Annotated in this window: 18 protein-coding genes; 16 read left to right on the top strand and 2 right to left on the bottom strand. The window is 63.7% G+C overall.

Going from position 1 to position 22,389, the window contains the following annotated elements; genetic code table 11:
* The first annotated feature begins 37 nt into the window (after positions 1 to 37).
* The 5 genes from KWO_RS19045 (at position 38) to KWO_RS19025 (ending at position 5,517) form a co-directional block, all read left to right on the top strand.
* The gene (locus tag KWO_RS19045; RefSeq protein ID WP_010377103.1) at positions 38 to 418 is read left to right on the top strand and encodes a RidA family protein; all 381 of its coding nucleotides are present in this window, start codon (positions 38 to 40) and stop codon (positions 416 to 418) included.
* Between the two features lie 34 nt (positions 419 to 452).
* Positions 453 to 2,606, top strand: a complete 2,154-nt coding sequence (gene recG / locus KWO_RS19040) for an ATP-dependent DNA helicase RecG (RefSeq protein WP_010377101.1) — start codon at positions 453 to 455, stop codon at positions 2,604 to 2,606.
* A 139-nt stretch (positions 2,607 to 2,745) separates the two neighbouring features.
* Positions 2,746 to 3,684, top strand: a complete 939-nt coding sequence (locus KWO_RS19035) for a nucleoside hydrolase (RefSeq protein ID WP_010377099.1) — start codon at positions 2,746 to 2,748, stop codon at positions 3,682 to 3,684.
* 71 nt (positions 3,685 to 3,755) lie between these two features.
* Positions 3,756 to 3,998: a type B 50S ribosomal protein L31 gene (locus KWO_RS19030; protein ID WP_010377098.1), complete on the top strand. Its 243-nt coding sequence runs from the start codon at positions 3,756 to 3,758 to the stop codon at positions 3,996 to 3,998.
* Between the two features lie 229 nt (positions 3,999 to 4,227).
* Complete coding sequence (locus KWO_RS19025; RefSeq protein WP_010377097.1) at positions 4,228 to 5,517, top strand: citrate synthase; 1,290 nt, start codon at positions 4,228 to 4,230, stop codon at positions 5,515 to 5,517.
* A gap of 394 nt (positions 5,518 to 5,911) precedes the next feature.
* On the opposite strand, the gene KWO_RS19020 is transcribed toward KWO_RS19025, so the two are convergent.
* Positions 5,912 to 6,562, bottom strand: a complete 651-nt coding sequence (locus KWO_RS19020) for a hypothetical protein (RefSeq protein WP_010377095.1) — start codon at positions 6,560 to 6,562, stop codon at positions 5,912 to 5,914.
* A gap of 325 nt (positions 6,563 to 6,887) precedes the next feature.
* Positions 6,888 to 9,314: a penicillin-binding protein 1A gene (locus KWO_RS19015; RefSeq protein WP_010377093.1), complete on the bottom strand. Its 2,427-nt coding sequence runs from the start codon at positions 9,312 to 9,314 to the stop codon at positions 6,888 to 6,890.
* A gap of 214 nt (positions 9,315 to 9,528) precedes the next feature.
* On the opposite strand from KWO_RS19015, the gene KWO_RS19010 reads away from it, so the two are divergent.
* From KWO_RS19010 to KWO_RS18960, 11 genes are all read left to right on the top strand, one after another.
* Complete coding sequence (locus KWO_RS19010) at positions 9,529 to 10,587, top strand: pilus assembly protein PilM (RefSeq protein WP_010364541.1); 1,059 nt, start codon at positions 9,529 to 9,531, stop codon at positions 10,585 to 10,587.
* Complete coding sequence (locus KWO_RS19005) at positions 10,587 to 11,369, top strand: PilN domain-containing protein (RefSeq protein WP_010377088.1); 783 nt, start codon at positions 10,587 to 10,589, stop codon at positions 11,367 to 11,369. The genes KWO_RS19010 and KWO_RS19005 overlap by 1 nt, the downstream gene beginning before the upstream one ends.
* Positions 11,366 to 12,031, top strand: a complete 666-nt coding sequence (locus KWO_RS19000; protein WP_010364546.1) for a type IV pilus inner membrane component PilO — start codon at positions 11,366 to 11,368, stop codon at positions 12,029 to 12,031. Before KWO_RS19005 ends, KWO_RS19000 begins: the two co-directional genes overlap by 4 nt.
* A complete protein-coding gene (locus KWO_RS18995; RefSeq protein WP_010364547.1) occupies positions 12,028 to 12,561 on the top strand; it encodes a pilus assembly protein PilP in 534 nt (177 codons plus the stop codon). The genes KWO_RS19000 and KWO_RS18995 overlap by 4 nt, the downstream gene beginning before the upstream one ends.
* A 19-nt stretch (positions 12,562 to 12,580) precedes the next feature.
* On the top strand, positions 12,581 to 14,476 hold the full coding sequence (locus KWO_RS18990; RefSeq protein WP_010377085.1) for a type IV pilus secretin PilQ: 1,896 nt from the start codon (positions 12,581 to 12,583) through the stop codon (positions 14,474 to 14,476).
* Between the two features lie 366 nt (positions 14,477 to 14,842).
* Positions 14,843 to 15,862, top strand: coding sequence for an AAA family ATPase (locus KWO_RS18985; protein ID WP_010377082.1), 1,020 nt, complete (start codon positions 14,843 to 14,845; stop codon positions 15,860 to 15,862).
* A gap of 20 nt (positions 15,863 to 15,882) precedes the next feature.
* Positions 15,883 to 16,845, top strand: a complete 963-nt coding sequence (locus KWO_RS18980) for a DUF58 domain-containing protein (protein ID WP_017112981.1) — start codon at positions 15,883 to 15,885, stop codon at positions 16,843 to 16,845.
* Positions 16,846 to 16,847: 2 nt separating this feature from the next.
* Positions 16,848 to 17,309: a DUF4381 domain-containing protein gene (locus tag KWO_RS18975; RefSeq protein WP_010377079.1), complete on the top strand. Its 462-nt coding sequence runs from the start codon at positions 16,848 to 16,850 to the stop codon at positions 17,307 to 17,309.
* Positions 17,306 to 18,313, top strand: coding sequence for a vWA domain-containing protein (locus KWO_RS18970; protein WP_010364560.1), 1,008 nt, complete (start codon positions 17,306 to 17,308; stop codon positions 18,311 to 18,313). The genes KWO_RS18975 and KWO_RS18970 overlap by 4 nt, the downstream gene beginning before the upstream one ends.
* Positions 18,310 to 20,124: a VWA domain-containing protein gene (locus KWO_RS18965; RefSeq protein ID WP_010364562.1), complete on the top strand. Its 1,815-nt coding sequence runs from the start codon at positions 18,310 to 18,312 to the stop codon at positions 20,122 to 20,124. Before KWO_RS18970 ends, KWO_RS18965 begins: the two co-directional genes overlap by 4 nt.
* Positions 20,121 to 21,869 carry a BatD family protein gene (locus tag KWO_RS18960; RefSeq protein WP_017112982.1) on the top strand — a complete coding sequence of 583 codons (1,749 nt, stop codon included), beginning with the start codon at positions 20,121 to 20,123 and terminating at the stop codon, positions 21,867 to 21,869. Before KWO_RS18965 ends, KWO_RS18960 begins: the two co-directional genes overlap by 4 nt.
* The last annotated feature ends 520 nt before the right edge of the window (positions 21,870 to 22,389 follow it).

Below are 22,389 nucleotides of genomic sequence, written 5' to 3'. Positions count from 1 at the left end.
GGCCTAAACTGCTGCAACCCTTTGCAGTGGAGCTTCCATGTCCCAGATCATCCATACCGACCAGGCACCTGCCGCCATCGGCCCGTATTCGCAGGCCGTGCGTGCCGGCAACACGGTGTATTTCTCCGGCCAGATCCCGCTGGATCCGGCCACCGGCGAGATCGTGCCGGGCGACATCGGCGCGCAGGCGCGGCGCGCGTTCGACAACCTCAAGGCAGTGGCCGAAGCGGCCGGCGGCTCGCTCGACAAGATCGTGCGTCTGGGTCTGTATCTCACCGACCTCGGTCAGTTCGCCGCCGTCAATGCGGTGATGCAGGAATATTTCCAGGCCCCGTTCCCCGCGCGCTCCACCATCGAAGTGTCCGGTCTGCCCAAGAGCGCCGGTTTTGAAGTCGATGCGGTGATGGTGCTTGAATGATGGTGCTCGCGTGATCCTGCGCGACTGATCCGCCGTGCCGCGCGCGCGCGTCGTCACGCCGAGTCTGGCCGTCGCCGGCCAGGCTCCGCTGTCCAGCCTGCCCGGTGTCGGCCCGAAAGTGGCCGACAAATTTGCTGCGCGCGGCATCCTGAGCGTGCAGGATCTGTGGTTGCATCTGCCGCTGCGTTACGAAGACCGCACGCGGCTGACCACCATCGCGCAGCTGCAAAGCGGTGTGCCGGCACAGATCGAAGGACGTGTGGATGCGGTAGAACGTGGCTTCCGCTTTCGGCCGGTGCTGCGCGTGGCAGTGTCGGACGCATCACACGGCACGCTGGTGCTGCGCTTCTTCCATTTTCGCGCCGCACAGGTGGCGCAGTTCGCGGTCGGCACGCGTGTGCGCGTGTTCGGCACACCCAAGCCCGGCCAGAACGGCTGGGAGATCGTGCACCCCAGTTATCGTGTGCTCGCGCCGGATGAAGATGCCGGGTTGGGCGACAGTCTGGATCCGGTCTATCCGGTGCTCGAAGGCGTCGGCCCGGCCACGTTGCGCAAGCTCATCGGCCAGGCGCTGGAGCGGCTGCCGCCAGAGGCCGCGCTGGAATTGCTGCCGCCGCACTGGCTGCAGGACGAGCAACTGCCATCGTTACGCGCGGCCCTGCTGACCATGCATCGCCCGCCGGTCGGCACGGATCCGCAGCAACTGCTTGCCGGCGGGCATCCGGCCCAGCAGCGCCTGGCGATTGAAGAACTCCTCGCCCATCAACTCAGCCTGCGCCGCCAACGCATCGCATTGCAGCGCTTCCACGCGCCCACGCTTCCCGGCAACGGCACGTTGGTGCAGCAATTGCGCAAGGCGCTTCCGTTCCAGCTCACTGGCGCGCAGCAGCGGGTATTCGAGCAGATCGCCCGCGATCTTGCGCAACCCTCGCCGATGCTGCGGCTGGTGCAAGGCGATGTCGGTAGCGGCAAGACCGTGGTCGCTGCACTGGCGGCGATGCTGGCGGTGGAGCAGGGCAAGCAGGTCGCACTCGCTGCGCCCACCGAATTGCTTGCCGAGCAGCACCTCAACAATCTGCGCGGGTGGCTGGAGCCCTTGGGCATACGCATCGTCTGGCTGGCTGGCAAGGTCACCGGTAAAGCGCGCGCTGCGGCGATGGCCGACGTCGCCTCCGGCCAGGCACAAGTGGTGGTCGGCACGCATGCGTTGATGCAGGAGGCGGTGGTCTTCCACGATCTGGCCTTGGCCATCATCGATGAGCAACACCGCTTCGGCGTGCATCAGCGGCTTGCGCTGCGCGACAAGGGCGCGGCGGCCGGCAGCGTGCCTCATCAACTGGTGATGACGGCTACGCCCATCCCGCGCACGTTGGCGATGTCGACCTATGCGGACCTGGATGTCTCGGCGATCGACGAATTGCCGCCCGGTCGTACGCCGGTGCAGACGATCGTGTTGAGTGCGGAACGCCGCCCTGAGTTGGTCGAGCGTATCCGCGTCGCCTGCGCGGAAGGGCGTCAGGCGTATTGGGTGTGCACGCTGATCGAAGAAAGCGAAGAGCCCGAGAAGGGCGCGCACGGACAGCACAGCGGGCCGCCACGCATCGAGGCGCAGGCTGCGGAAGTCACCTTCGAAGCCTTGTCTGCGCAATTGCCGGGCGTGCGTGTGGCGCTGGTGCACGGTCGTATGAAGCCGGCCGAAAAACAGAAGGCCATGTTGGACTTCAAGCAAGGCCGCAGCGATCTGCTGGTCGCCACCACCGTGATCGAAGTCGGCGTGGACGTGCCGAACGCGTCGCTGATGATCATCGAAAACGCCGAGCGGCTTGGCTTGGCGCAGTTGCATCAGTTGCGCGGCCGGGTCGGGCGCGGTGCGGCCGCTTCCAGTTGCGTGCTGCTGTATCAGGCACCGTTGTCGATGATGGCGCGGCAACGTCTGGAAACCATGCGCCAGACCAACGACGGTTTCGTAATCGCGGAAAAGGATCTGGAACTGCGTGGTCCCGGCGAATTGCTGGGCACGCGGCAAACCGGTCTGGCCAGTTTCCGCATTGCCGATCTGGCCCGCGACGCCGGGCTGCTGCCGCGCGTGCAGGTGCTGGCCGAGCGGCTGCTGGCCGAAGCGCCGGACATTGCCGACCGTGTGGTCGCGCGCTGGATCGGCGGCGCGGTGCGGTATGCGGCCGCTTGAGCTGCCGGGAATCGGGATTAGGGAATCGGGATTTGTAAAAGCAAAGGCCGCTGCTTCCTGCGCATCCTAGGCGTTCGCGTGATCGACCGATCCTTGCGAAGATGCGGCAACGAATCCCGAATGCCCAATCCCGAATCCCATGACACAAAAGATACCGCTGCTGATCGACACCGACCCGGGCGTGGACGACGCGCTGGCGCTGCTGATGGCCTTCAACGACACCCGCCATGAAGTGGTCGGCCTGACTATCGCTGCCGGTAACGTGGGTCTGGAGCACACCGTGCGCAATGCCCTGAAGGTCTGCGAGATCGCCGGTCGCGCCGATGTGCCGGTCTATGCCGGCTGCCCGCAGCCGTTGCTGCACCCGTCGGTGGATGCGGCGCACGTGCATGGCCTCGACGGCTTCGGCGATGTCGGTCTGCCACCGGCCAAGCGCACTGCCGAGGCCGAACATGCCGCACTCGCCATCCTGCGTCTGTCGCACGAACATGCCGGCAAGCTGTTGCTGGTCGCACTTGGTCCGCTGACCAACCTCGCGTTGGCACTGACGCTTGATCCGACCCTGCCGCAGCGGGTGGCGCGCTTTGTTGTCATGGGCGGGGCGTTGACCGGCCACGGCAATATCACCGCAGCAGCCGAATTCAACATTGGCTTCGACCCGGAAGCGGCGCATATCGTGTTCCGCGGATTTCCGCAGTTCGACGTCGCCGATTGGGAAGCCACCATCGCGCATGGTCTGCTGCACCGGGACGTGGAGCAGTGGCTGGTGGCCGATTCCGCCCGCGCCCGCTTCTACGAAGAAATCTCGCGCAAGACCCGTCTGTGGTCTGAGGACAGCCGCGGCGAGTATTGGTATGCCGCCGATGCGCTGGCGATGGCCTTTGCGCTGCACCCGGAGGGCGCGCAGCAACTGGAACAGCGCCCGGTACACATCGAACTATCCGGCACGCATACCCGCGGCATGACCCTGGTGGACTGGAACCGGCAGGGCGGGGCGCCCGACAATGCCAATCTGCTGCTGGCCTACGACATCCAGCAGTTTTACGGCCTGGTGGGGGCGGCCTTGGCGGCGGACTGAGGCGATCTTGCGCCGGCTGTCCTGGCGGAGCTATAATGCTCGGCTTATCCAGGCAGCCCGGCGCCAAGTCTATGAAAGATAACGTTCATCCCAACTACAAAGACGTCGTCTTCCACGACGTGACGTCCGATTTCAAGATTCTGACCCGTTCCACCATGAGCTCGAAAGAGACCGTGAAGTGGGAAGACGGCAATGAATATCCGTTGATCAAGCTGGATATCTCTTCGGCATCGCACTCGTTCTACACCGGTAAGCAGAAAGCGATCGACACCGGCGGCCGGATCGACAAGTTTCAGAAGCGCTACGCGCGCTGAACTTGCAGGACGGGCTGTACCGGCAACGGCCGCGCATTGCGCGGCCGTTGTTTTTTGGGGCGTTTGATCCTTCGCGTGTATGCCCGACGCTACGCATCTACGACTTCTGTCCAAGCGACGGCCAAAATGCTGCTGTGCGATAATGGTCTGATCCGAGGCGATGCCTTGGACTTCCATCACGTGCCTGCCCATGTGGGATCAGGCGCCTTCCACTGAAGGAGCGTACACAGTGTCCGATCTTGATCAGGTCACGCTCAACGCCGGCGACAAGTCGGTCGTTCTGCCGGTTCTCAAGCCCACGCTTGGCAATGATTGCGTCGATATTTCGAAGTTGACCAAAGAAACCGGTCTGTTCACTTACGACTCGGGCTTCACCGCCACCGCCAGCTGCAAGTCGGCCATCACCTACATCGATGGCGACAATGGCGTGTTGCTGTATCGCGGCTACCCGATCGAACAGTTGGCCGAAAAGTCCAGCTTCCTTGAGGTCTCGTACCTGCTGATGAACGGCGAACTGCCGACGGCGGACGAATTCAAGAAGTTCGACCACGAAGTGACGCATCACACGATGATGCACGAGTCGCTGAAGAACTTCCTCGGTGGTTTCCGTCACGACGCGCACCCGATGGCCATGCTGGCCGGCTCGGTCGCTTCGCTATCGGCGTTCTATCACGACACCCTGGACCTCAACGATCCGGAACAGCGCCGTCAGGCAGCCATCCGTCTGATCGCCAAGGTGCCGACCCTGGCTGCTGCGGCGTACCGCTATTCGATCGGCTGGCCGATCCGCTACCCGCGTAACAACCTGAACTACGTCGATCGCTTCCTGCACATGATGTTCGAAGTGCCGAGCGAGCCGCTGGAGATCAACCCGGTCGTTGCCAAGGCGCTGGATCTGCTGTTCATCCTGCATGCCGATCACGAACAGAACGCCTCGACCTCGACCGTGCGTCTGGTCGGCTCGACCGGTGCCAACCCGTATGCGTCGGTCGCTGCCGGTATCACCGCGCTGTGGGGCCCGGCACATGGCGGCGCCAACGAAGCCGTGCTGAAGATGCTGGAAGAGATCGGCACCGCCGACAATGTCGAATCCGCCGTCGCCAAGGCCAAGGACAAGAACTCCTCGTTCCGTCTGATGGGCTTCGGTCACCGCGTCTACAAGAACTTCGACCCGCGCGCCAAGATCATCCGCGAGATGACCCACAAGGTGCTGGGCGAGCTGGGCGTCAACGACCCGTTGCTGGAAGTGGCGTTGAAGCTGGAAGAAGCCGCGTTGAAGGACGACTACTTCGTGCAGCGCAAGCTGTACCCGAATGTCGATTTCTACTCTGGCCTGATCTACAAGGCGTTGAATATCCCGGTGGAAATGTTCACCGTGATGTTTGCCATCGCACGCACCGCAGGCTGGGTGTCGCATTGGCTGGAACAGCAGGTCGACCCGGAAATGAAGATCGGCCGTCCGCGCCAGATCTACACCGGCTACGACAAGCGCGATTACAAAGACGCCGGACAGCGCTAAGCGCCAGCTGGCAGATGTTTGAACGAACGCCCCGCATTGCGGGGCGTTTGTATTTGGGGTGACTGAAGGTGTGGTCGATCTTCAAGCGAAAGATCAGCTGAAAAAACCACTGCGCAGTCGCCAGGCGGGCGCGTCCGATGCTCGAATCGGCGAATCCCTACTCCTACACTTCGGTTCTTGTGCGCCATTCGTGCCCATCTGACGACTGTTTGCCACGGTGGGTTGGCTGCTCCGCGATGCGGCTGCGGCTGTCGGCGGTGTTGCTTAGCGCGAAGGTGGCCGCGGCGTGCCTGCGCCCAAATCAAACGAACAATCCGTGGCGGCATCGCCATGCCGGCTAAAAATCTCTGGAACTCGCCCACGCTTGCATGCTCGGCGCCGCAATGATCGCCATTCAGCGCAGCAGTGGCGAGCTGTCGGGGCTGTCGTTGTCGGTCAGTAACTGGCGCACCTGCGCGGCCGACGCACGCGGCATCGGCTTCTCGTCCAGCTGCGATAGCGGTGCCTGCCGCAGCGCGTCGTAGGGCAGCACGGTGAGGTCGAAGGTGAGGTCTTCGGCGCTGAACAGCCACACCGGAAAGTCGCCGTTGCGCTCGCGATCCAAACGCAATCGGCGCGTGCGCGATTCAGCCGGGATGCGGTGTTCTTCCAGAAACCGCTGCACAGCATCGGCATCGTCGCTGTGCAGCTGCAATTGCACCGGCGCGTTGGCGTCGGCGGTGCCGTCCAGCACCGGGCCGGTCAGTCGCGGCTTGAAGGCGCTAAGAAACTCCAGCGCACGCAGCGCGGCCTCGCGACGTTGGCGCAGACGCACGCCGTGCGCAGGCCCGGCGAACAGGCGCTGGTGTTCGCGTAACGCATCTTCGATTTCGCGATTGCGTGGCAGTGAGGCGTCGTCGTGAATGCCCAGTCGGCTGGCGGCCTTGAGCTTGGCTTGATGAAAGTCGCGGATGCCGCCCTCGGCCATCAGGCGTGCGGCTTCGTGCGCCAGCCGATGGCGACGTTCCCGGGTTCGTGTATCGGCGTGCTCGCGTGCGTGACGCATGACCGGGCTCCCCTAATGAACCTGAGCTCGACTCTACAACAGCTGCATGAAGACATGGCGAATGCGTCATGTCATTGCAAAGATGCGATCACGTAGCGGTAATCGAGGTTGCCCCCTGTGCAGGCATACGCAAGCGATCCAGTGCTGCATCAGCTGCACTGGCGTCATAAAGCTGTTGCCAACCGGCGGAACTAAAAAACCAGCGATCCGGTACGGCTCGCTACCATGTCGGCGCGGCTTTATCGGCGATCAAAAAACTGGGGAACCGAACAGCCGCGCCGTCACGATTCCCCAATTCCGATTCTCGATCCCCGATCCCCAGCCGTCAGAAAATATCGAACGCCTTTTCGTCCTGCTGTTCCTGCAGGCCGTAGTCGTAATCCTGCAAGCGGTCCAGGTCTTCGTTCTTCACCCATTCGACCGCACCATTGATGGTGGCCTGAGTCATGCCGTCGGGCGGGTCGTTGGCCGCAATCGGCTTGTCCTTGAGCGCCACGCGCATATAGTCGATCCAGATCGGCAGCGCTGCTTTGCCGCCGTACTCGCGATAGCCGAGCGAACGGAAGTCGTCGCGGCCCACCCACACGGTGGTGGCATAAGGGCCGCCGAAACCGGAGAACCAGGCGTCACGGTGATCGTTGGTGGAGCCGGTCTTGCCGCCCACGTCTTCGCGGCCGAGTACCTTAGCCGCGGTACCGGTGCCGCGCTGGACCACGTCACGCATCATCGACACCAGCTGGTAGGCGGTGCGTTCGTCGATGACGCGTGGCGCAATCTTGGTTTCGGCAATCGCGGCCGGGGCAGTTTCTGCTGGCGCCGGGGTGGTAGTGGCTGCTGCGGCAGGCGGCGTCTCCGGTGCCTGCGCGCCAAAGTTGAAGCCATCCACGACCTGGCTCACAGGCGCTGCATTGCCGCCCTGTAGGGCGCAGGTGCGGCAGGCCACGGCGGGCACTTCCTTGAAGACGATGTTGCCGTCGCGGTCCTTGACCTCATCCACGATCCAGGTGTCCACGCGCGAGCCGCCGTTGGCGAACACGGCGTAGCCGCGCGCCATCGACAGCGGCGTCAGCGAGGCGGTACCCAGCGACATCGACAGATTCGGTGGCAACTCGGCCTCTTGAAAACCGAACTGGCTGATGTATTTGCGCGCAAAATCGACGCCGATCGCGTCCAGTAAGCGCACCGACACCAAGTTGCGCGATTGCACCAGCGCCTCGCGCAGGCGCATAGGGCCACGGAAGCCGCCGCCATCGTTCTGTGGCGACCAGGTCTTGCCACGCCGGTCGCGGAATACTACCGGTGCATCCAGAACGATCGAGGCCGGGTTGAAGCCCTTCTCGAAGGCGGCTGCATACACGAACGGCTTGAAGCTCGACCCCGGCTGGCGGCGCGCCTGGGTGGCGCGGTTGAACTTGTTGCCGGCAAAGCTGAAGCCGCCGACCAGTGCACGCAGCGCACCGCTGTTGGCATCCAGCGAAACCAAGGCCGCCTGCCCGCGTGGCAGCTGGTCGATGATCCAATCGCCTTCCTTTTCGCCGGTGCGGATGCGGGTCAGGTCGCCGCGGGTCAATAGTTTGGCTGGTGTCTTGCCGGTCCAGAGGCTGGCGCTGGCCGGCAGGGTCAGTTCGGTCTTGTCGCTCTGCACGACCGTGACCCCGCCATCGTCATTGGTGCGTGCCACGATCACCGCACGCAGGCCGCCCTGGGTGAATGCGCCCACCAGGTGTTTGGCCAATGCCGGAGCGTCCGCATCGGCGGCCACGTCGAAGTGCTGCTCTACGCCGTGCCAGCCATGGCGATGATCGTAAACGCGCAAGCCGTCGGCGATCGCCACGTCCGCCCCGGTCTGCAAGGTCGAATCGATGGTCGTGGTGACATGGTAGCCCTTGTTGAGCACATCGCCACCGTACTTGGAGATCATTTCCTGACGCACCAGCTCGGCCACGTAAGGGGCGTACACCTCCACTGGCGGCTCGTGCGGCTTGGCATGCATCGGCACCGCCTTGGCGGCGTCGGCTTCGGCCTGACTGACAAAGCCCAGGTCGGCCATGCGCTGCAGGACGTAATAGTCGCGACGTTCCTGCGCACGCTCAGGGTTGCTGATCGGGTTGCCGCTGGACGGGAACTTGGGGATGCCGGCCAGCGAGGCCATCTCGTCCAGGCTCAATTCGCTCATCCTCTTGCCGTAGTAGTACTCGGCCGCGGCACCGACGCCGTAGGCGCGGTTCCCGAAGAAGCTCTTGTTGAGATACAGCTCGAAAATCTCGTCCTTGCTCAGCTCACTCTCGATCTTGCGCGCCAGCAGGATCTCCGCCAGCTTGCGGGTGTAGCTGTACTCGGAACTCAGAAAGAACTGCCGCGCCACCTGCTGGGTGATGGTCGACCCACCCGGTACGCGCTTGGCATCGGTGGTGGTCAGCAGCCACACCGCGCGGGCAATGCCCTTGTAGTCCACGCCGCCGTGCTGGTAGAAGCGCGCGTCCTCGGTTGCCAGGAAGGCCTGCTTCAAGCGCAGCGGCACGTCCTTCATCTGGATGGGGTAGCGCCGGGTCTCGCCATAGACGGCCATCAGGCGGCCGTCGCTGGAATAGACGTACATCGGCTCTTGAAGTTCTACCTGCTTGAGCGACTGCACATCCGGCAACTTCGAGGAAATGGCGTAATACAGGCCGCCGGCAGCAATAGCGCCAAGCAGTGCGAGCACGACGATCGTGGCCAGGATCCAGCCCAGCCAACGGCGAATACGGGGCATGTAAGAGAGATTCCGATTGCAGATTTCTTGGTCACAGAGTATAGATGACGCCGAGTTTGGCTGGGGCCAAACTCTGGGGATCGCAGACGACAGCACTGGGGTCATGTCGCCGGGTCATTGCCTAGCGCGTGAAGGGCTTGTCAACTGTTAAAATTTGATTATTAATACGAGGGCGCAGACATGCGTCCAAGTGCCCGTCGGCAGGGGAGTTACCGTGGGGCTTTTACCCAAGAGTCAGTCGCCACTCATTGGTGTCGACATTAGTTCTACTGCCGTGAAGCTCTTGCAGCTATCGCGCAGCGGGAACCGTTTTCGCGTGGAACACTACGCTGTGGAACCATTGCCGCCGAATGCGGTGGTGGAAAAGAACATCGTCGAAGTAGAGGCGGTGGGCGAAGCCATTCGCCGCGCCATGAATCGTTCCGGCAGCAAAGCCAAGAACGCAGCAGCTGCTGTGGCTGGGTCGGCGGTGATTACCAAGTTGATCCCGATGCCGGCCGATCTGGACGATAGCGACATGGAGGCCCAGGTCGAACTGGAAGCCACCAATTACATTCCGTACCCGATCGAGGAAGTGAATCTCGACTTTGAGGTGCTGGGCCCGATGCCGAACAGCCCGGACATGGTCCAGGTGCTGCTGGCCGCGTCGCGTTCGGAGAATGTAGAACTTCGCCAGTCGGCGCTGGAACTCGGCGGTTTGACCGCCAAGGTGATGGATGTGGAGGCCTTCGCGGTCGAAAACGCGTTCGCCCTGGTCGCCAGCGAATTGCCGGTGGCTGCCGACGCAGTGGTGGCGCTGGTGGATATCGGCGCCACCATGACCACGCTGAGCGTGCTGCGCTCCGGTCGCAGTCTGTATAGCCGCGAACAGGTGTTCGGCGGCAAGCAGCTCACCGATGAAGTGATGCGCCGTTACGGACTGACCTACGAAGAAGCCGGTCTGGCCAAGCGTCAGGGCGGTTTGCCGGAAAGCTACGAGGTCGAGGTGCTGGAGCCGTTCAAGGAAGCCACGGTGCAGCAGATCAGCCGTTTGCTGCAGTTCTTCTATGCGGGCAGTGAGTTCAACCGCGTCGACTGCATCGTGCTGGCCGGCGGTTGCGCCGCGCTGGCGCGCCTGCCGGAGATGGTGGAAGAACAATTGGGTGTCACCACCGTGGTGGCTAACCCGCTTGCCCAGATGACGCTGGGGCCGAAGGTTCAGGCCCATGCGCTGGCGCTGGATGCGCCTGCATTGATGATCGCTACCGGCCTGGCCCTGAGGAGCTTTGACTGATGGCAAGAATCAATCTATTGCCCTGGCGCGCAGAGCGGCGGAAGGCGCGCGAGCGCGAGTTCTATTCGATGCTCGGCTTCGCCGCGTTGGGCGGCGTGCTGTTGTCGGCGCTGATCTGGTTCTATTACGACGCGCAAATCAGCGGCCAGACCGAGCGTAATGCGTTTCTGACCACCGAGATCGAGAAGGTCAAGGCGCAGAACGAAGAGATCAAGGAACTCGATAAGAAGAAAGACCGCCTGCTTGCCCGCAAGAAGGTGATCGAGGAACTGCAGGCCAACCGCTCGCAGATGGTGCACCTGTTCGATTCGCTGGTGCGCACCATTCCCGATGGCGTGGCGCTGACCAACGTCAAGCAGGATGGCGACATCCTCACGCTGGAAGGTCGCTCGCAATCCAACGCGCGCGTCAGTGCATACATGCGCAACCTGGAAAGCTCGGGCTGGATGACCAATCCGGACCTGTCGATCATCGAGGCCAAGAGTCAGGACAAGGCCGGGCAACCTGCCGCGTCGTCGATGGATACCAAGACGCTGCCGTACGTGTTCACGCTCAAGGTCAAGCTGGCCAATCCGAACGAGGCTGACAAGAACGGCATCGCGCCGGGCGCAGTGGATCCGGCCGCGCCGGGCACCGCAGCACCAGGTGCAGCACCTGCCGGTGCGGCGCCTGCTGCTCCGGCAGCGGCACCTGCGCCCGCAACGCCGCCGGCAGCTGCTCCTGCACCGACGCAGGCAGCACCGGCGTCAGCCAATCGGCCGCAGGAGGGGGCGGCGTCATGAGTAAGAAATCATTCAAGCTCAGCGATCTGGATTTCAACAACATCGGCGGTTGGCCGCAGCAGGCACGCATCGTGTTCTGCGTAGTGGTTGGCCTGTTCATCATGGTGCTGGCCTGGTTTCTGTTGATCAGCAGCAAGCGCGATGAACTCCAAGGCCTGGAAGGTACCGAATCCCAGCTGCGCACCGAGTTCGAGACCCAGCAGGGCCGCGCGGTGAATCTGGAGCCGCTCAAGCAGCAGCTCGCGCAGATGGAACAGGTGCTGCAGCAGATGCTGCGTCAGCTGCCCAGCAAGACCGAAATGCCGGATCTGATCATCGACATCTCGCAGACCGCGTTGTCCAGCGGCCTGTCCAACGAGTTGTTCCAGCCGGGTCCGGAATCGCCGAAGGAGTTCTACGCCGAAAAGCCGATCGCTCTGCGCATGGTGGGCAGCTACCACCAGTTCGGTGCCTTCGTCAGCGGTGTGGCCTCGCTGCCGCGCGTGGTGATCCTGACCATGCACGACATCAACCTCAAGCCCAAGGATCCCAAGGCCGGCATCGGCCCGCGCGGCGCGCTGGAGCTGTCCGGCACGGTCAAGACCTATCGTTATCTGGACGATGAGGAAATGGCCGAGCAGGAGAAGGCTGCGGCCAATGCTGCGAAGAAGGGCGGCCAATGACCATGAAACTGCTCAAGATCCTCTCCTGCGTGGCGCTAATTGCAGTAGTGCCGGCGTGCACGCGCGGTGTGACCAGCACACCGGGCGACGCGCCGAATCTGGAAGCCTGGGTTGCCGAGGTGCGCGCGCGTCCTGCGCCGCCGCTGGAACCATTGCCAGTGATGCAGCAGTTCGAGACGTTCGAATATTCAGCGCAAGCGATGCGTGACCCGTTCAGCGATGCCTGGGTCAGCGCGGAAGGTGGCAACGGCACGCGTCCGGATCCGAACCGGCGCAAGGAACCGTTGGAAGCCTATCCGCTCGACGCCCTTGACATGGTGGGGACCATTGGCGGCGGGTCGGGCCTGATCGCGTTGGTGATGGCGCCTGACAAGGTGACCTACCGGGTGCGGCCGGGTGTGTATCTGGGACAGAGCGATGGCCGGGTAACCGGGGTCTACGAAGACCGCATCGAACTGATTGAACTTGTGCCGGACGGTGCGGGTGGATGGCTTGAACGGCCGGCCGCACTCGCATTGGATGATCAATAAAGTGATAGGGGATAGCACGATGACGTTTTCCAATGCCCAGCGGCTGCGTCCGGTACGACGCTACGCGATCTTCCAGGCCTGCTGGGGGTTCGCGCTCGCACTGGCAAGCGGCAGCACATTCGCCGCGGCGGCGCTGACGCAGGCTGCGCAGGATCCGGCCAAGGTCGCTCCGGCGAGCCTGGCGGTGTCCAAAATCGATTTCAAACGCGGCGAAGACGGCACTGGCCGTCTGATCCTGCAGTTCGACGGCCAGGGCGCCAGCCCGGACCTACGGACGCAGGGCGACAACGTGCTGGTGGACATCAGCAACGCCAGGTTGCCGGCCGAGCTGCAACGCCCGCTCAACGTCACCGACTTCGCAACGCCGGTGCAGCGCGTAGACGTCAAACCGTCGGGCTCCGGTTCGCAGCTGGTGCTGTCGACCAAGGGCGCCTTCGATTCGCTGGCCTACCAGACCGGCAACGAATACGTGGTGGAAATCACCCCGCGCAAGGGCCAGCCGGCCGTTGGCGGTGTGAGCCCGGCCGCAGTGACGCAGGCTGCCGCGCAGATCGCCGCGCGTGGCTACAGCGGTCGCCCGGTGACGTTCAATTTCCAGGACGTGCCGGTGCGCACCGTGCTGCAGCTGATCGCCGAGGAGTCCAACCTCAACATCGTCGCCTCCGACACCGTGCAGGGCAACGTCACGCTGCGCTTGATGAACGTGCCGTGGGACCAGGCGCTGGACATCGTGCTGCGCGCCAAGGGCCTGGACAAGCGCCGCGACGGTGGCGTGGTGTGGGTTGCCCCGCAGCCGGAGTTGGCAAAGTTCGAGCAGGACAAGGAAGACGCCCGCATCGCGATCGAGAACCGTGAGGACTTGATCACCGATTATGTGCAGATCAATTATCACAACGCGACCGCCATTTATAAAGCGTTGACCGAAGCCAAGGGAATTGGTGGTGGCGGTGGCGGTGGGCAAGGTGGACAAGGCGGCGCTGGGCAGGACAATGGCTTCCTGTCGCCGCGGGGCCGTTTGGTCGCTGATGAGCGCACAAACACCTTGATGATCAGCGATATTCCGAAGAAGGTCGCGCAGATGCGCGAGCTGATCTCGCATATTGACCGCCCAGTCGATCAGGTCCTGATTGAAAGCCGGATTGTGATCGCCACGGACACGTTCGCTCGCGACCTGGGCGCGCGGTTTGGTATTGCTGGTCGTCAGCAATACGGTGGAAATACCGGCGTAATCAGCGGTAGCACTACCAATAATGTCTCGATCTTGAACAGTGGCATTCACAATGTTCCTGGTGGCCTGAACTTCAATCTTCCCGCTGGTACGTTTACGACTAATACGGCCGGCGCAATCGCATACACCTTGCTTGGGCGGAATTTTGCTCTGGACATGGAGCTGTCTGCGATGCAGGAAGAGGGAAGGGGTGAGGTGGTTTCCAACCCGCGAATCGTGACCTCAAATCAGCGGGAAGGTGTCATTAAGCAGGGGCGGGAAATTGGTTACGTCACGATCAGTGGCGGTGGCGCGGGGGGCCAGTCTCAGGCGAATGTGCAGTTCAAAGAAGTCTTGTTGGAATTGAAGGTGACGCCGACTATTACCAATGACAATCGGGTTTTCTTGAACATGAATGTCAAGAAGGACGAGGTCGCACGTTTCATCGACTTGCCGCTCTATGGCACGGTTCCAGAAATTAATCGCCGTGAAGTCAATACCGCGGTATTAGTTGGCGATGGCGAAACGGTGGTCATCGGTGGTGTGTATGAATTCACCGATCGGGAAAGTATTGCCAAGGTTCCGTTCCTGGGTGATATCCCCTTCCTCGGCAATCTGTTCAAAAAGCGCGGGCGCAGCAAGGAAAAGGCCGAGCTTTTGGTCTTCGTGACACCGAAGGTTTTGCGGGTCGCTAGCGCAACCCCGTAATCGGAGCGAATCAAGAAAAGGCCGCGTAAGCGGCCTTTATTTATGGTGCCGTTGTCTCACCGTATCGCCGCACTGTGAGTTGGTTGGTAATCGACGTTCGACGGCAGCCGGCCGGTGATTGGGCGATCGCCTGCGCCAGTGTTGCATAGTCGTTCCGTTTCACGCGAGCTGTGTCTGATCGTTTATTGGGGACAGCTGGCTGAGCTGCCTGAGTAGGCAAATCAAGAAGTGCCTACGATATTTGCCTGCATGGATGCGGGGTGCTCAGGCCTGTGGTGTTCGTAACGCAGGGCAGAGGTTCGCAATTACTGAATTTTGGCTATCGGCAAGTGAACCAATCGCGTTCGAATCGGTCACACTGGGTCTATGAACGCACCGCCGCTGCTACCCCCCGAAGCCGTTGCCGCGCCCGCCGAGGACCGGCTGCATCGTCAATTCACCTTGCTGCGCGAGTCGCTGGCGCAGCGTATCGTTGGTCAGTCAGCGCTGGTCGAACGGCTGCTGATCGCCTTGCTCGCCGACGGCCATCTGCTGGTCGAGGGTGCGCCGGGCTTGGCCAAGACCACCGCGATCCGTGCGCTGGCCTCGCGGCTGGAGGCGGATTTTGCGCGGGTGCAGTTCACTCCTGACCTGCTGCCAGCCGATCTGACCGGTACCGAGATCTGGCGCCCACAGGACAGCCGGTTCGAGTTCATGCCCGGGCCGATCTTCCACCCAATTCTGCTGGCCGACGAAATCAACCGTGCACCGGCCAAGGTGCAGTCCGCGTTGCTGGAGGCGATGGGTGAGCGCCAGGTCACGGTCGGCCGGCACACCTATGCGCTGCCGCAGCTGTTCCTGGTGATGGCGACGCAGAACCCGATCGAGCAGGAGGGCACGTTCCCGTTGCCCGAGGCGCAGTTGGATCGCTTCCTGATGCATGTGCGCATCGGCTATCCGCAGGCCGACGCCGAGGCGGAAATCCTGCGGCTCGCACGCGAGGCGGCCCGCGATACGCTGGAAAAGCACGAGACCGTGCCCGAGAAGATTCCGTTGGAAGATGTCTTCGCCGCGCGCCGTGTGGTGCTGGACGTGCATCTGGCGCCACAGCTGGAGCGCTATCTGATCGAAATCGTGCTGGCCTCGCGCGATGCGCAGCGTTATGACCCTGCACTAGCGCGGCGGATTGCCTGGGGCGCCAGCCCGCGTGGTTCGATTGCGCTGGAGCGGTGCGCGCGTGCGCGTGCGTGGCTGGCTGGGCGCGACTACGTCACGCCGGACGATATCCGCGCGATTGCCCCCGACGTACTACGGCACCGCGTGCTGCCCAGCTACGAGGCTACGGCCGAAGGCTGGGATGGCGAACGCCTGGTTGCCGCATTACTCGAAAAGATTCCGCTGCCCTGATCGGGTAGCGTCGCTGAGGTATGCCGCCCTCTCGCCAGACGCCGATGTCTTCGATGCCGTTCTCGTTACCTGCAAATGCTCCGTCGCCTGTCGCTGGCGATGGGCTGCGCCCGACGCTTGCGGAATTGATTGCGCTGCGCGGCACTGCAGTTCATCGCGGTCAGCCGGGACGCGGCCGACATGGGCTGGTGGGACCAGTGCCTGCCGCCACGCGCGGGCGCGGCATGGAGTACGCCGAGTCGCGTGAGTACGTGGCTGGCGATGACGCGCGGCATATCGATTGGCGCGTCACCGCGCGAACCGGGCGGGCGCACACCAAGTTATTTCAGGCCGAGCGCGAGCGCTTGAGCCTGATCGTGGCTGATACCTCGCCTGCGCTCTTCTTCGGTACGCGCGTGCGTTACAAGTCGGTGCAGGCTGCGCGCGCCGGCGCGGTGGCGGCATGGCTGGCGCAGCGACAGGGTGACCGGATCGCCGCATTGCGCGGCACCGCCAACGAGGCACCGATCGCGCCGCGTTCCGGGCAGCGTGGCGTATTGCCGGTGCTGGATGCACTGGCGCGTTGGTATGCGCAGCCGCCGTCCGGTGATGCGGGGCTGGATGTGGCGCTGGACCACGCTGCGCGTCTGTTGCGCCCTGGCGCGCGCCTGACCGTGCTGGCCGATGCGCGCAGTGCCGGCGCCATTTCTGCCACGCGTTGGTCGGGGCTGGCCTTGCATCACGAGGTGGTGGTGATCGTGTTGGTGGATCCGCTGGAATTGGCGCCACCGGCGCGGGCGCTGACCTTCGACGTGCGTGGCGAGCGCATTGCAATCGATCTGTCTACTCAGGCCGGGCGAGCACGCTGGCATGCTGAATTCGTCGCGCCACTGGAGCATTTGAGCGCGCTCTTGCAGGCACGCGGCGTGCGCTTGCATCGACTGTCCACGGACGATGCCAGCGATGCCTGGTTGAGCGGCAGCTCCGCCGTGCGGAGTCGCTGACGATGTCGCCGCAATCGCTGCCGCTGCGTGATGTCCATCTGCCGCCGTCGCCATCGTGGTGGCCGCTGGCGCCTGGCTGGTGGTTGGTGATTGCGGTCATCGTGCTGGTAATAGGCGGCGCCTGGGTGTGGTGGTGGCGCGGTCGTCAGCGGCAGAGTCGCTGGTTGGCTGCTTTCGATGCCGAATTACAGCGCGCCACTACGCCGGCGCAGCGTCTGGCGGCGATATCGATGCTGTTGCGGCGTGCGGGGCGCAGCGTCGATCCGCACGCCGATCGCTTGCAGGGCGATGCGTGGCTGCAGTTTCTGGATGGTCGCAAAAGCAAGGACCACGGGTTTTCGCAAGGCCCTGGTCGCGCCGTGTTGGAAGGCGGCTTCCAGCGTGCGCCCGTGGTGAGCGATCTGCCTGCGATCGAAGCGCTGGCGCGGCAGCGCTTCGTGGCGCTGATGCGGGGACGGCGATGAACTGGCTGCAGTGGTCGCAGTGGCAGGATGCGCTGGCGCACTGTGCCTGGCCGTGGGCGTGGTGGTTGATGCCCCTGCCGTTGCTGATGTGGTTGTGGCCGCAACGTCGCGCCGATGCGGCTGCGCTGCGCGTGCCGTATGCGGAGCAGTTGCAGGCGGTGGCGCAGGCGAAAAGTGCGCCGTCGTTGCGGATGCCGCGTTGGCTGGCATGGCTGGGGTGGTTGCTGTTGTGCGCCGCACTGGCGCGTCCGCAGCAGCTGGGCGAGGTGATTCAGCCGCCGCGCGAGGCGCGCCAGATGATGTTGGCGGTGGATCTGTCGGGGAGCATGAGCGAGCCGGACATGGTGCTCGGCGGCAAGGTGGTGGACCGCCTCACTGCCGCCAAGGCGGTGCTGTCGGACTTCCTGGATCGGCGCGACGGCGACCGCGTTGGCTTGCTGGTGTTCGGCCAACGCGCGTATGCGCTGACACCGTTGACTGCAGATCTGACTTCCGTACGCGATCAATTGCGCGATAGCGTGGTGGGCTTGGCCGGGCGCGAAACCGCGATTGGCGATGCGATCGCGTTGTCGGTCAAGCGCCTGCGCGAACAGAAGCAGGGCCAGCGCGTGGTGGTGTTGCTCACCGATGGCGTCAATACCGCTGGCGTGCTTAATCCGTTGAAAGCCGCGGAACTCGCTAAGGCCGAAGGCGTGCGCGTACACACCATCGCGTTCGGTGGCAGTGGCGGCTATTCCTTGTTCGGCGTTCCAATTCCGGCCGGCGGCAACGACGATATCGATGAAGAAGGGCTGCGCAAGATTGCCCAGCAGACCGGAGGACGTTTCTTCCGCGCCCGCGACACTGAAGAACTCGCCGGCATCTATGCCGAGCTGGATCGGCTGGAACCGGTCAAGGGGCTTGGGCCTTCGGTGCAGCCGCGCGTCGAGCGTTACTACTGGCCATTAGGCGCAGCCATCGTCATTGCGCTGCTGGCGTATGTGCTGCCGCGGAGGTGGCGATGAATGCGCTGACCGAGCTGGCCGGGTCGCTGCAGGCGTTACATCTAATGCGTCCGCTGCTGTTGTGGGCGCTGCTGGCGATCGTGCCGGCGGGAGCGCTGTGGCACTGGCGTCGCCGCAATGCGGATGTCTGGCGGCAAAGCGTGGATGCGCATCTGCTGTCGAAATTATTGGTGTCCGGCGGCCGGCGCGGGTGGCTGGGATTCGTGCTGGCCGCATTGACGTATACGCTGGCCGTGGTGGCGATGAGCGGACCGAGTTGGCGCCAGACCGAGCGCCCGGTGTATCAATCCAGCATGCCGCTGGTGGTGGTGCTGGATCTATCGTCCAGTACCAACGCAACCGACCTGCCGCCATCGCGCCTGCTGCAGGCGCGCGCGAAACTGGCGACGCTGCTGCGTAAGCGCGCCGGTGGCGAGGTGGCGTTGCTGGTCTATGCAGGCGAGAGCTTTACGGTTGCGCCGCTGACCGAAGACAGTGCCAATGTAGCCTTGTTTCTGGATGCGTTGTCGCCGTCGGTGATGCCGGTCGACGGCAAGCGTGCGGACCGGGGCATCGATGCGGCCGCTCAGTTGTTGCAGCAAGCGGGCTTCAAGCAAGGCGAAATTCTGCTGGTCAGCGATAGCGCGGATGGTTCCGCCGAAAGTGCCGCGCGCACGGCGCGGTCGCGCGGCTTCACCGTTTCTGCGCTTGGCGTTGGCGGCGAGCGTGGCGCGGCGTATCGCATGGCCAGCGGCGAGATTGCGCAGGCCAAGCTCGACGAAGGCAGTCTGCGCGACCTGGCCGGGCAGGGCGGTGGACGGTATGCACGCATCGCACCGGACGATGCGGATTTGCGTGCCTTGGGCGTGCTCGATCCGTCACAGCAGCCATTGGCAGATGAAACCGCCGAGTCCGACGGTGGCAATATCTGGCTCGACGAAGGCTATTGGCTGGTGCTGCCGGTGATGCTGCTGGCCTTGCTGGCGTTTCGCCGCCGCGCGGTGGTGGCAGTGTTGGCGATGGTCTGCGTGCTGCCGCTGGCGCAGCCTGCGCACGCGGCCAATGGCAGCTTGTGGCAGCGTGCCGATCAGGTGCAACAACAGCGTCTTGATGCCGGTGTGCAGGCGTATCGCAAAGGCGATTTTGCGACGGCGCAGAAGGCGTTCGAAGCGGTGCCAACCGATGAGGGGCTGTACAACCTGGGCAATGCGCTGGCGCGACAAGGCCAGTACGACGCGGCAATCGCAGCCTACGACCGCGCGCTCAAGCAACATCCGAATCAGCAGGATGCCATCGCCAACCGCGCGGCGGTCGATGCGGCGCGCAAGCGTCAGCAGAACAGCAAGGATGGCAAAGGCCAATCCAAGGATCAGAAACAATCTGGTCAGGACGGGAAGGAGCAACAGCAGTCGGGCCAGAATCAACAAGACAAGCAATCCGGCCAGGATGGGCAGAACCAGCAGGACGGCAAAAACAAGCCCTCTGATGCGCCGCCGCCGAAGGACGGCAAGTCGCAAGATGCGCAGTCCAAGAACGGGCAGGGCGAGCAACGCAAGCAGGACACGCCGCCGCAGTCTGCCGATGCCAAGGCGCAGCAGCAGGCCGACGAGGCGCAGCGTCGCAAGATGCAGCAGGCCATGGCGCAGGCGGGCGACAAGCAGGCGGGTACCAGCGGCAAGCAGGAGGCCGCAGTCGCCGGCGAGACGCCGGAACAACGCGAGCAACGTCAGGCGGTGGACGCGTGGCTGCGGCGGGTGCCGGACGATCCGGGCAGCCTGCTGCGTACCAAATTCAGGCTCGAATACGAACGCAGGCAACGGGACGGACGATGATCGGCAGACACCATTTGCGTCGCGCGGCAATCGGCATGCTGGCCAGCGTAGCAGTGTTGGCGTGCGCGCCGGCGGGGGCTGTTACACGCGCGTGGCTGGATCGCGACAGCGCCAATGCCGGCGACGTCGTGATGTTGAATATCGAAACCGATCAACGCGGCGTCGACCCGGATTACACACCACTGCGCAGCGATTTTTCGCTGGGTGCCAAGAGCGCCAATCAGCAGATGCAGGTGACCAATAGTTCGGTGACGGTGCGTGCCTTGTTCGGTGTAGTGCTGACCCCGCGCAAGAGTGGCGAACTGATCGTGCCGGCGATCCGCGTGGGCAACGAGCGCACCGAGCCGCTGCGCTTGCAGGTGGTTGGCTCGGCGAACGACGCCGCCAGCAGTTCCGGCAGCGCTGCTGGCGCGCCGAGTGCAGCTCAGGGCAATGAAGAAGCCTTTGTCGAAACCCGGGTAGACGACCCGCAGCCCTACGTGCAGCAAAGCGTGGGCGTGGTGGTGCGGTTGTACTTCGCCAGCCAACTTGCATCGGGCGAACTGGATCTTGAGGCGCCCGATGGTGCATCGATGCAGCGCGTCGGCGATGACGTCAGTTCGGTCAAGGTGCTCAATGGACGCCAGTACAACGTGGTGGAGCGACGCTATCTGCTGGTGCCCGAGCGTAGCGGCCGCCTGCTGCTGCCCCCGGCCCGTTTCAACGGGCGGTCGGTGGGTGGGTTTTTCGACGACTACTTCGGGCGCGGCAACGGTGAGCTAAGTGCGCGTAGTGCCAGCATTCCGTTGCAGGTACGCGCGCAACCGGCCAACGCGCCGCAGCCGTGGCTGCCGTTGGGCAGCCTGCAGTTGCGCTACACGACCACGCCACAGCGGGCGACCGCCGGTGAGGCCGCGCAATTTGTCGTGGAAGCCAGTGCCCGCGGCGCCACCCAGGCGCAGTTTCCCGAACTGCCGACACCCAGCGTGCCCGACGCGCAGGTCTTCGCCGAGCCGCCGCAGTTTGAAGAACGCTTCGTGGACGGCTCGCCGCAGCTGCGATTGACCCGACGCTATTCGATCGTGCCCAACCGCGCCGGTCCGTTGGTGGTCCCTGGGTTGCAGGTGGCGTGGTGGGATGTGGCCGCAGGTGCAGCCAAGACTGCGTCACTGCCCGATCTGACGCTGGATGTCGCGGCAGGCAGCGGTGCGTTTGCGACACCTGCGCCGTCATCGGCTGCGAACCCGGCGCCCGATCAATCGGCGCCGACGACGGATCGGCCGCTCGCTCTGCAAGCACCATCGCCTGCGCGACCGCCATGGGGCTGGATCGCTGCGGCGATCGGGTTTGCGTTTTTGTGGGTCGTCACGCTGGTGTGGGCATTGCTGCGTTGGCGTGGTGCTCCGAGCGGTAGATCAAGCGGCAATGACGGTAATGGTAGCGCGGTGCCCGCTGCGGGCAGACGCGCGACCCACGGCGTGGCCGAGTTGCGCCGCGCGCTCGATACCGGCGGCATGGACGATGTGGCGGCGGTGCTCTGCGGCATGGCCGGCGTTGCCGATATCGACGCAGTGTTGGCGGCATTGGCAGATCCGGCGCAGCGGGCAGCTGTTGCGCGTATGCAACGCGCGCGCTGGGGCGGCGACGGCGATGTGACCGGCGCGCGCGCCGCCTTGCGCGAGGCGTTCGCCAAGGGGCCGCGTTGGCGGCATGCGAGCGCGGCCGAGCCGGAGGTGCTGGCGCCGTTGTATCCCTCTGCGCCTTGATTGACCGCGTTGCATCGAGGGCGGCTTTGAACGACTGACAACCTTCTGCGCAGTCCTGCACAAGTGCCTCAGCGCCAGTAATGGTTTGAAATTAACGGTATTTCGATTCTTCGGTTGCCCTCCCCACTCACGTAACAGTCGCTCGTCACGTTTCATGGGGCGCCTTTGCACGCTCTGAGCGGCGACACTGCCTTGCAGCGCTGATAACACGTTGATTTTGGATATGTGTGATCTGCCAACTATGCGGCGGTGAGCGAGAGCGTTGGCGCTGCGGCTTTGCTGCAGGGTCCTTGCCCGAGCACCATCGCGGGACACGCTGCAAGTACGTGCTTGTAAGCCCCTTGGCGGCATCCATGCCGCCAAGGGGCCCGCGATGGTGGGCGGCAAGGACCACTCAAGTTGGTCGTTGTGCGTGGTTGTAAGCGGGCTTGGCTAAGCCGTTGTTCGGATCACGGTACGTCTGATCCGCTGCCCATCGTCCGCCAGGCAACATCAAGTCTTTCGCCCGACTACCGACCAA

The organism is Xanthomonas vasicola pv. musacearum NCPPB 4379 (assembly GCF_000277895.2).
Taxonomy (GTDB): Bacteria; Pseudomonadota; Gammaproteobacteria; order Xanthomonadales; family Xanthomonadaceae; genus Xanthomonas; species Xanthomonas vasicola.
Note: the sequence above shows the minus strand (reverse complement) of the source record. Positions and strands in the feature narration are given on the sequence as shown.

What these genes read in the sequence shown, in the direction of transcription:
- KWO_RS19005 (WP_010377088.1), top strand. Translation starts at nt 10,587, where the DNA reads ATGGCAAGAATCAATCTATTGCCCTGGCGCGCAGAGCGGCGGAAGGCG.
- KWO_RS18970 (WP_010364560.1), top strand. Translation starts at nt 17,306, where the DNA reads ATGAACTGGCTGCAGTGGTCGCAGTGGCAGGATGCGCTGGCGCACTGT.
- KWO_RS19030 (WP_010377098.1), top strand. Translation starts at nt 3,756, where the DNA reads ATGAAAGATAACGTTCATCCCAACTACAAAGACGTCGTCTTCCACGAC.
- KWO_RS18960 (WP_017112982.1), top strand. Translation starts at nt 20,121, where the DNA reads ATGATCGGCAGACACCATTTGCGTCGCGCGGCAATCGGCATGCTGGCC.
- KWO_RS18995 (WP_010364547.1), top strand. Translation starts at nt 12,028, where the DNA reads ATGACCATGAAACTGCTCAAGATCCTCTCCTGCGTGGCGCTAATTGCA.
- KWO_RS18985 (WP_010377082.1), top strand. Translation starts at nt 14,843, where the DNA reads ATGAACGCACCGCCGCTGCTACCCCCCGAAGCCGTTGCCGCGCCCGCC.
- KWO_RS18990 (WP_010377085.1), top strand. Translation starts at nt 12,581, where the DNA reads ATGACGTTTTCCAATGCCCAGCGGCTGCGTCCGGTACGACGCTACGCG.
- KWO_RS18965 (WP_010364562.1), top strand. Translation starts at nt 18,310, where the DNA reads ATGAATGCGCTGACCGAGCTGGCCGGGTCGCTGCAGGCGTTACATCTA.
- KWO_RS19045 (WP_010377103.1), top strand. Translation starts at nt 38, where the DNA reads ATGTCCCAGATCATCCATACCGACCAGGCACCTGCCGCCATCGGCCCG.
- KWO_RS19020 (WP_010377095.1), bottom strand. Translation starts at nt 6,562, where the DNA reads ATGCGTCACGCACGCGAGCACGCCGATACACGAACCCGGGAACGTCGC.
- KWO_RS19015 (WP_010377093.1), bottom strand. Translation starts at nt 9,314, where the DNA reads ATGCCCCGTATTCGCCGTTGGCTGGGCTGGATCCTGGCCACGATCGTC.
- KWO_RS19000 (WP_010364546.1), top strand. Translation starts at nt 11,366, where the DNA reads ATGAGTAAGAAATCATTCAAGCTCAGCGATCTGGATTTCAACAACATC.
- KWO_RS19035 (WP_010377099.1), top strand. Translation starts at nt 2,746, where the DNA reads ATGACACAAAAGATACCGCTGCTGATCGACACCGACCCGGGCGTGGAC.
- KWO_RS18980 (WP_017112981.1), top strand. Translation starts at nt 15,883, where the DNA reads ATGCCGCCCTCTCGCCAGACGCCGATGTCTTCGATGCCGTTCTCGTTA.
- KWO_RS18975 (WP_010377079.1), top strand. Translation starts at nt 16,848, where the DNA reads ATGTCGCCGCAATCGCTGCCGCTGCGTGATGTCCATCTGCCGCCGTCG.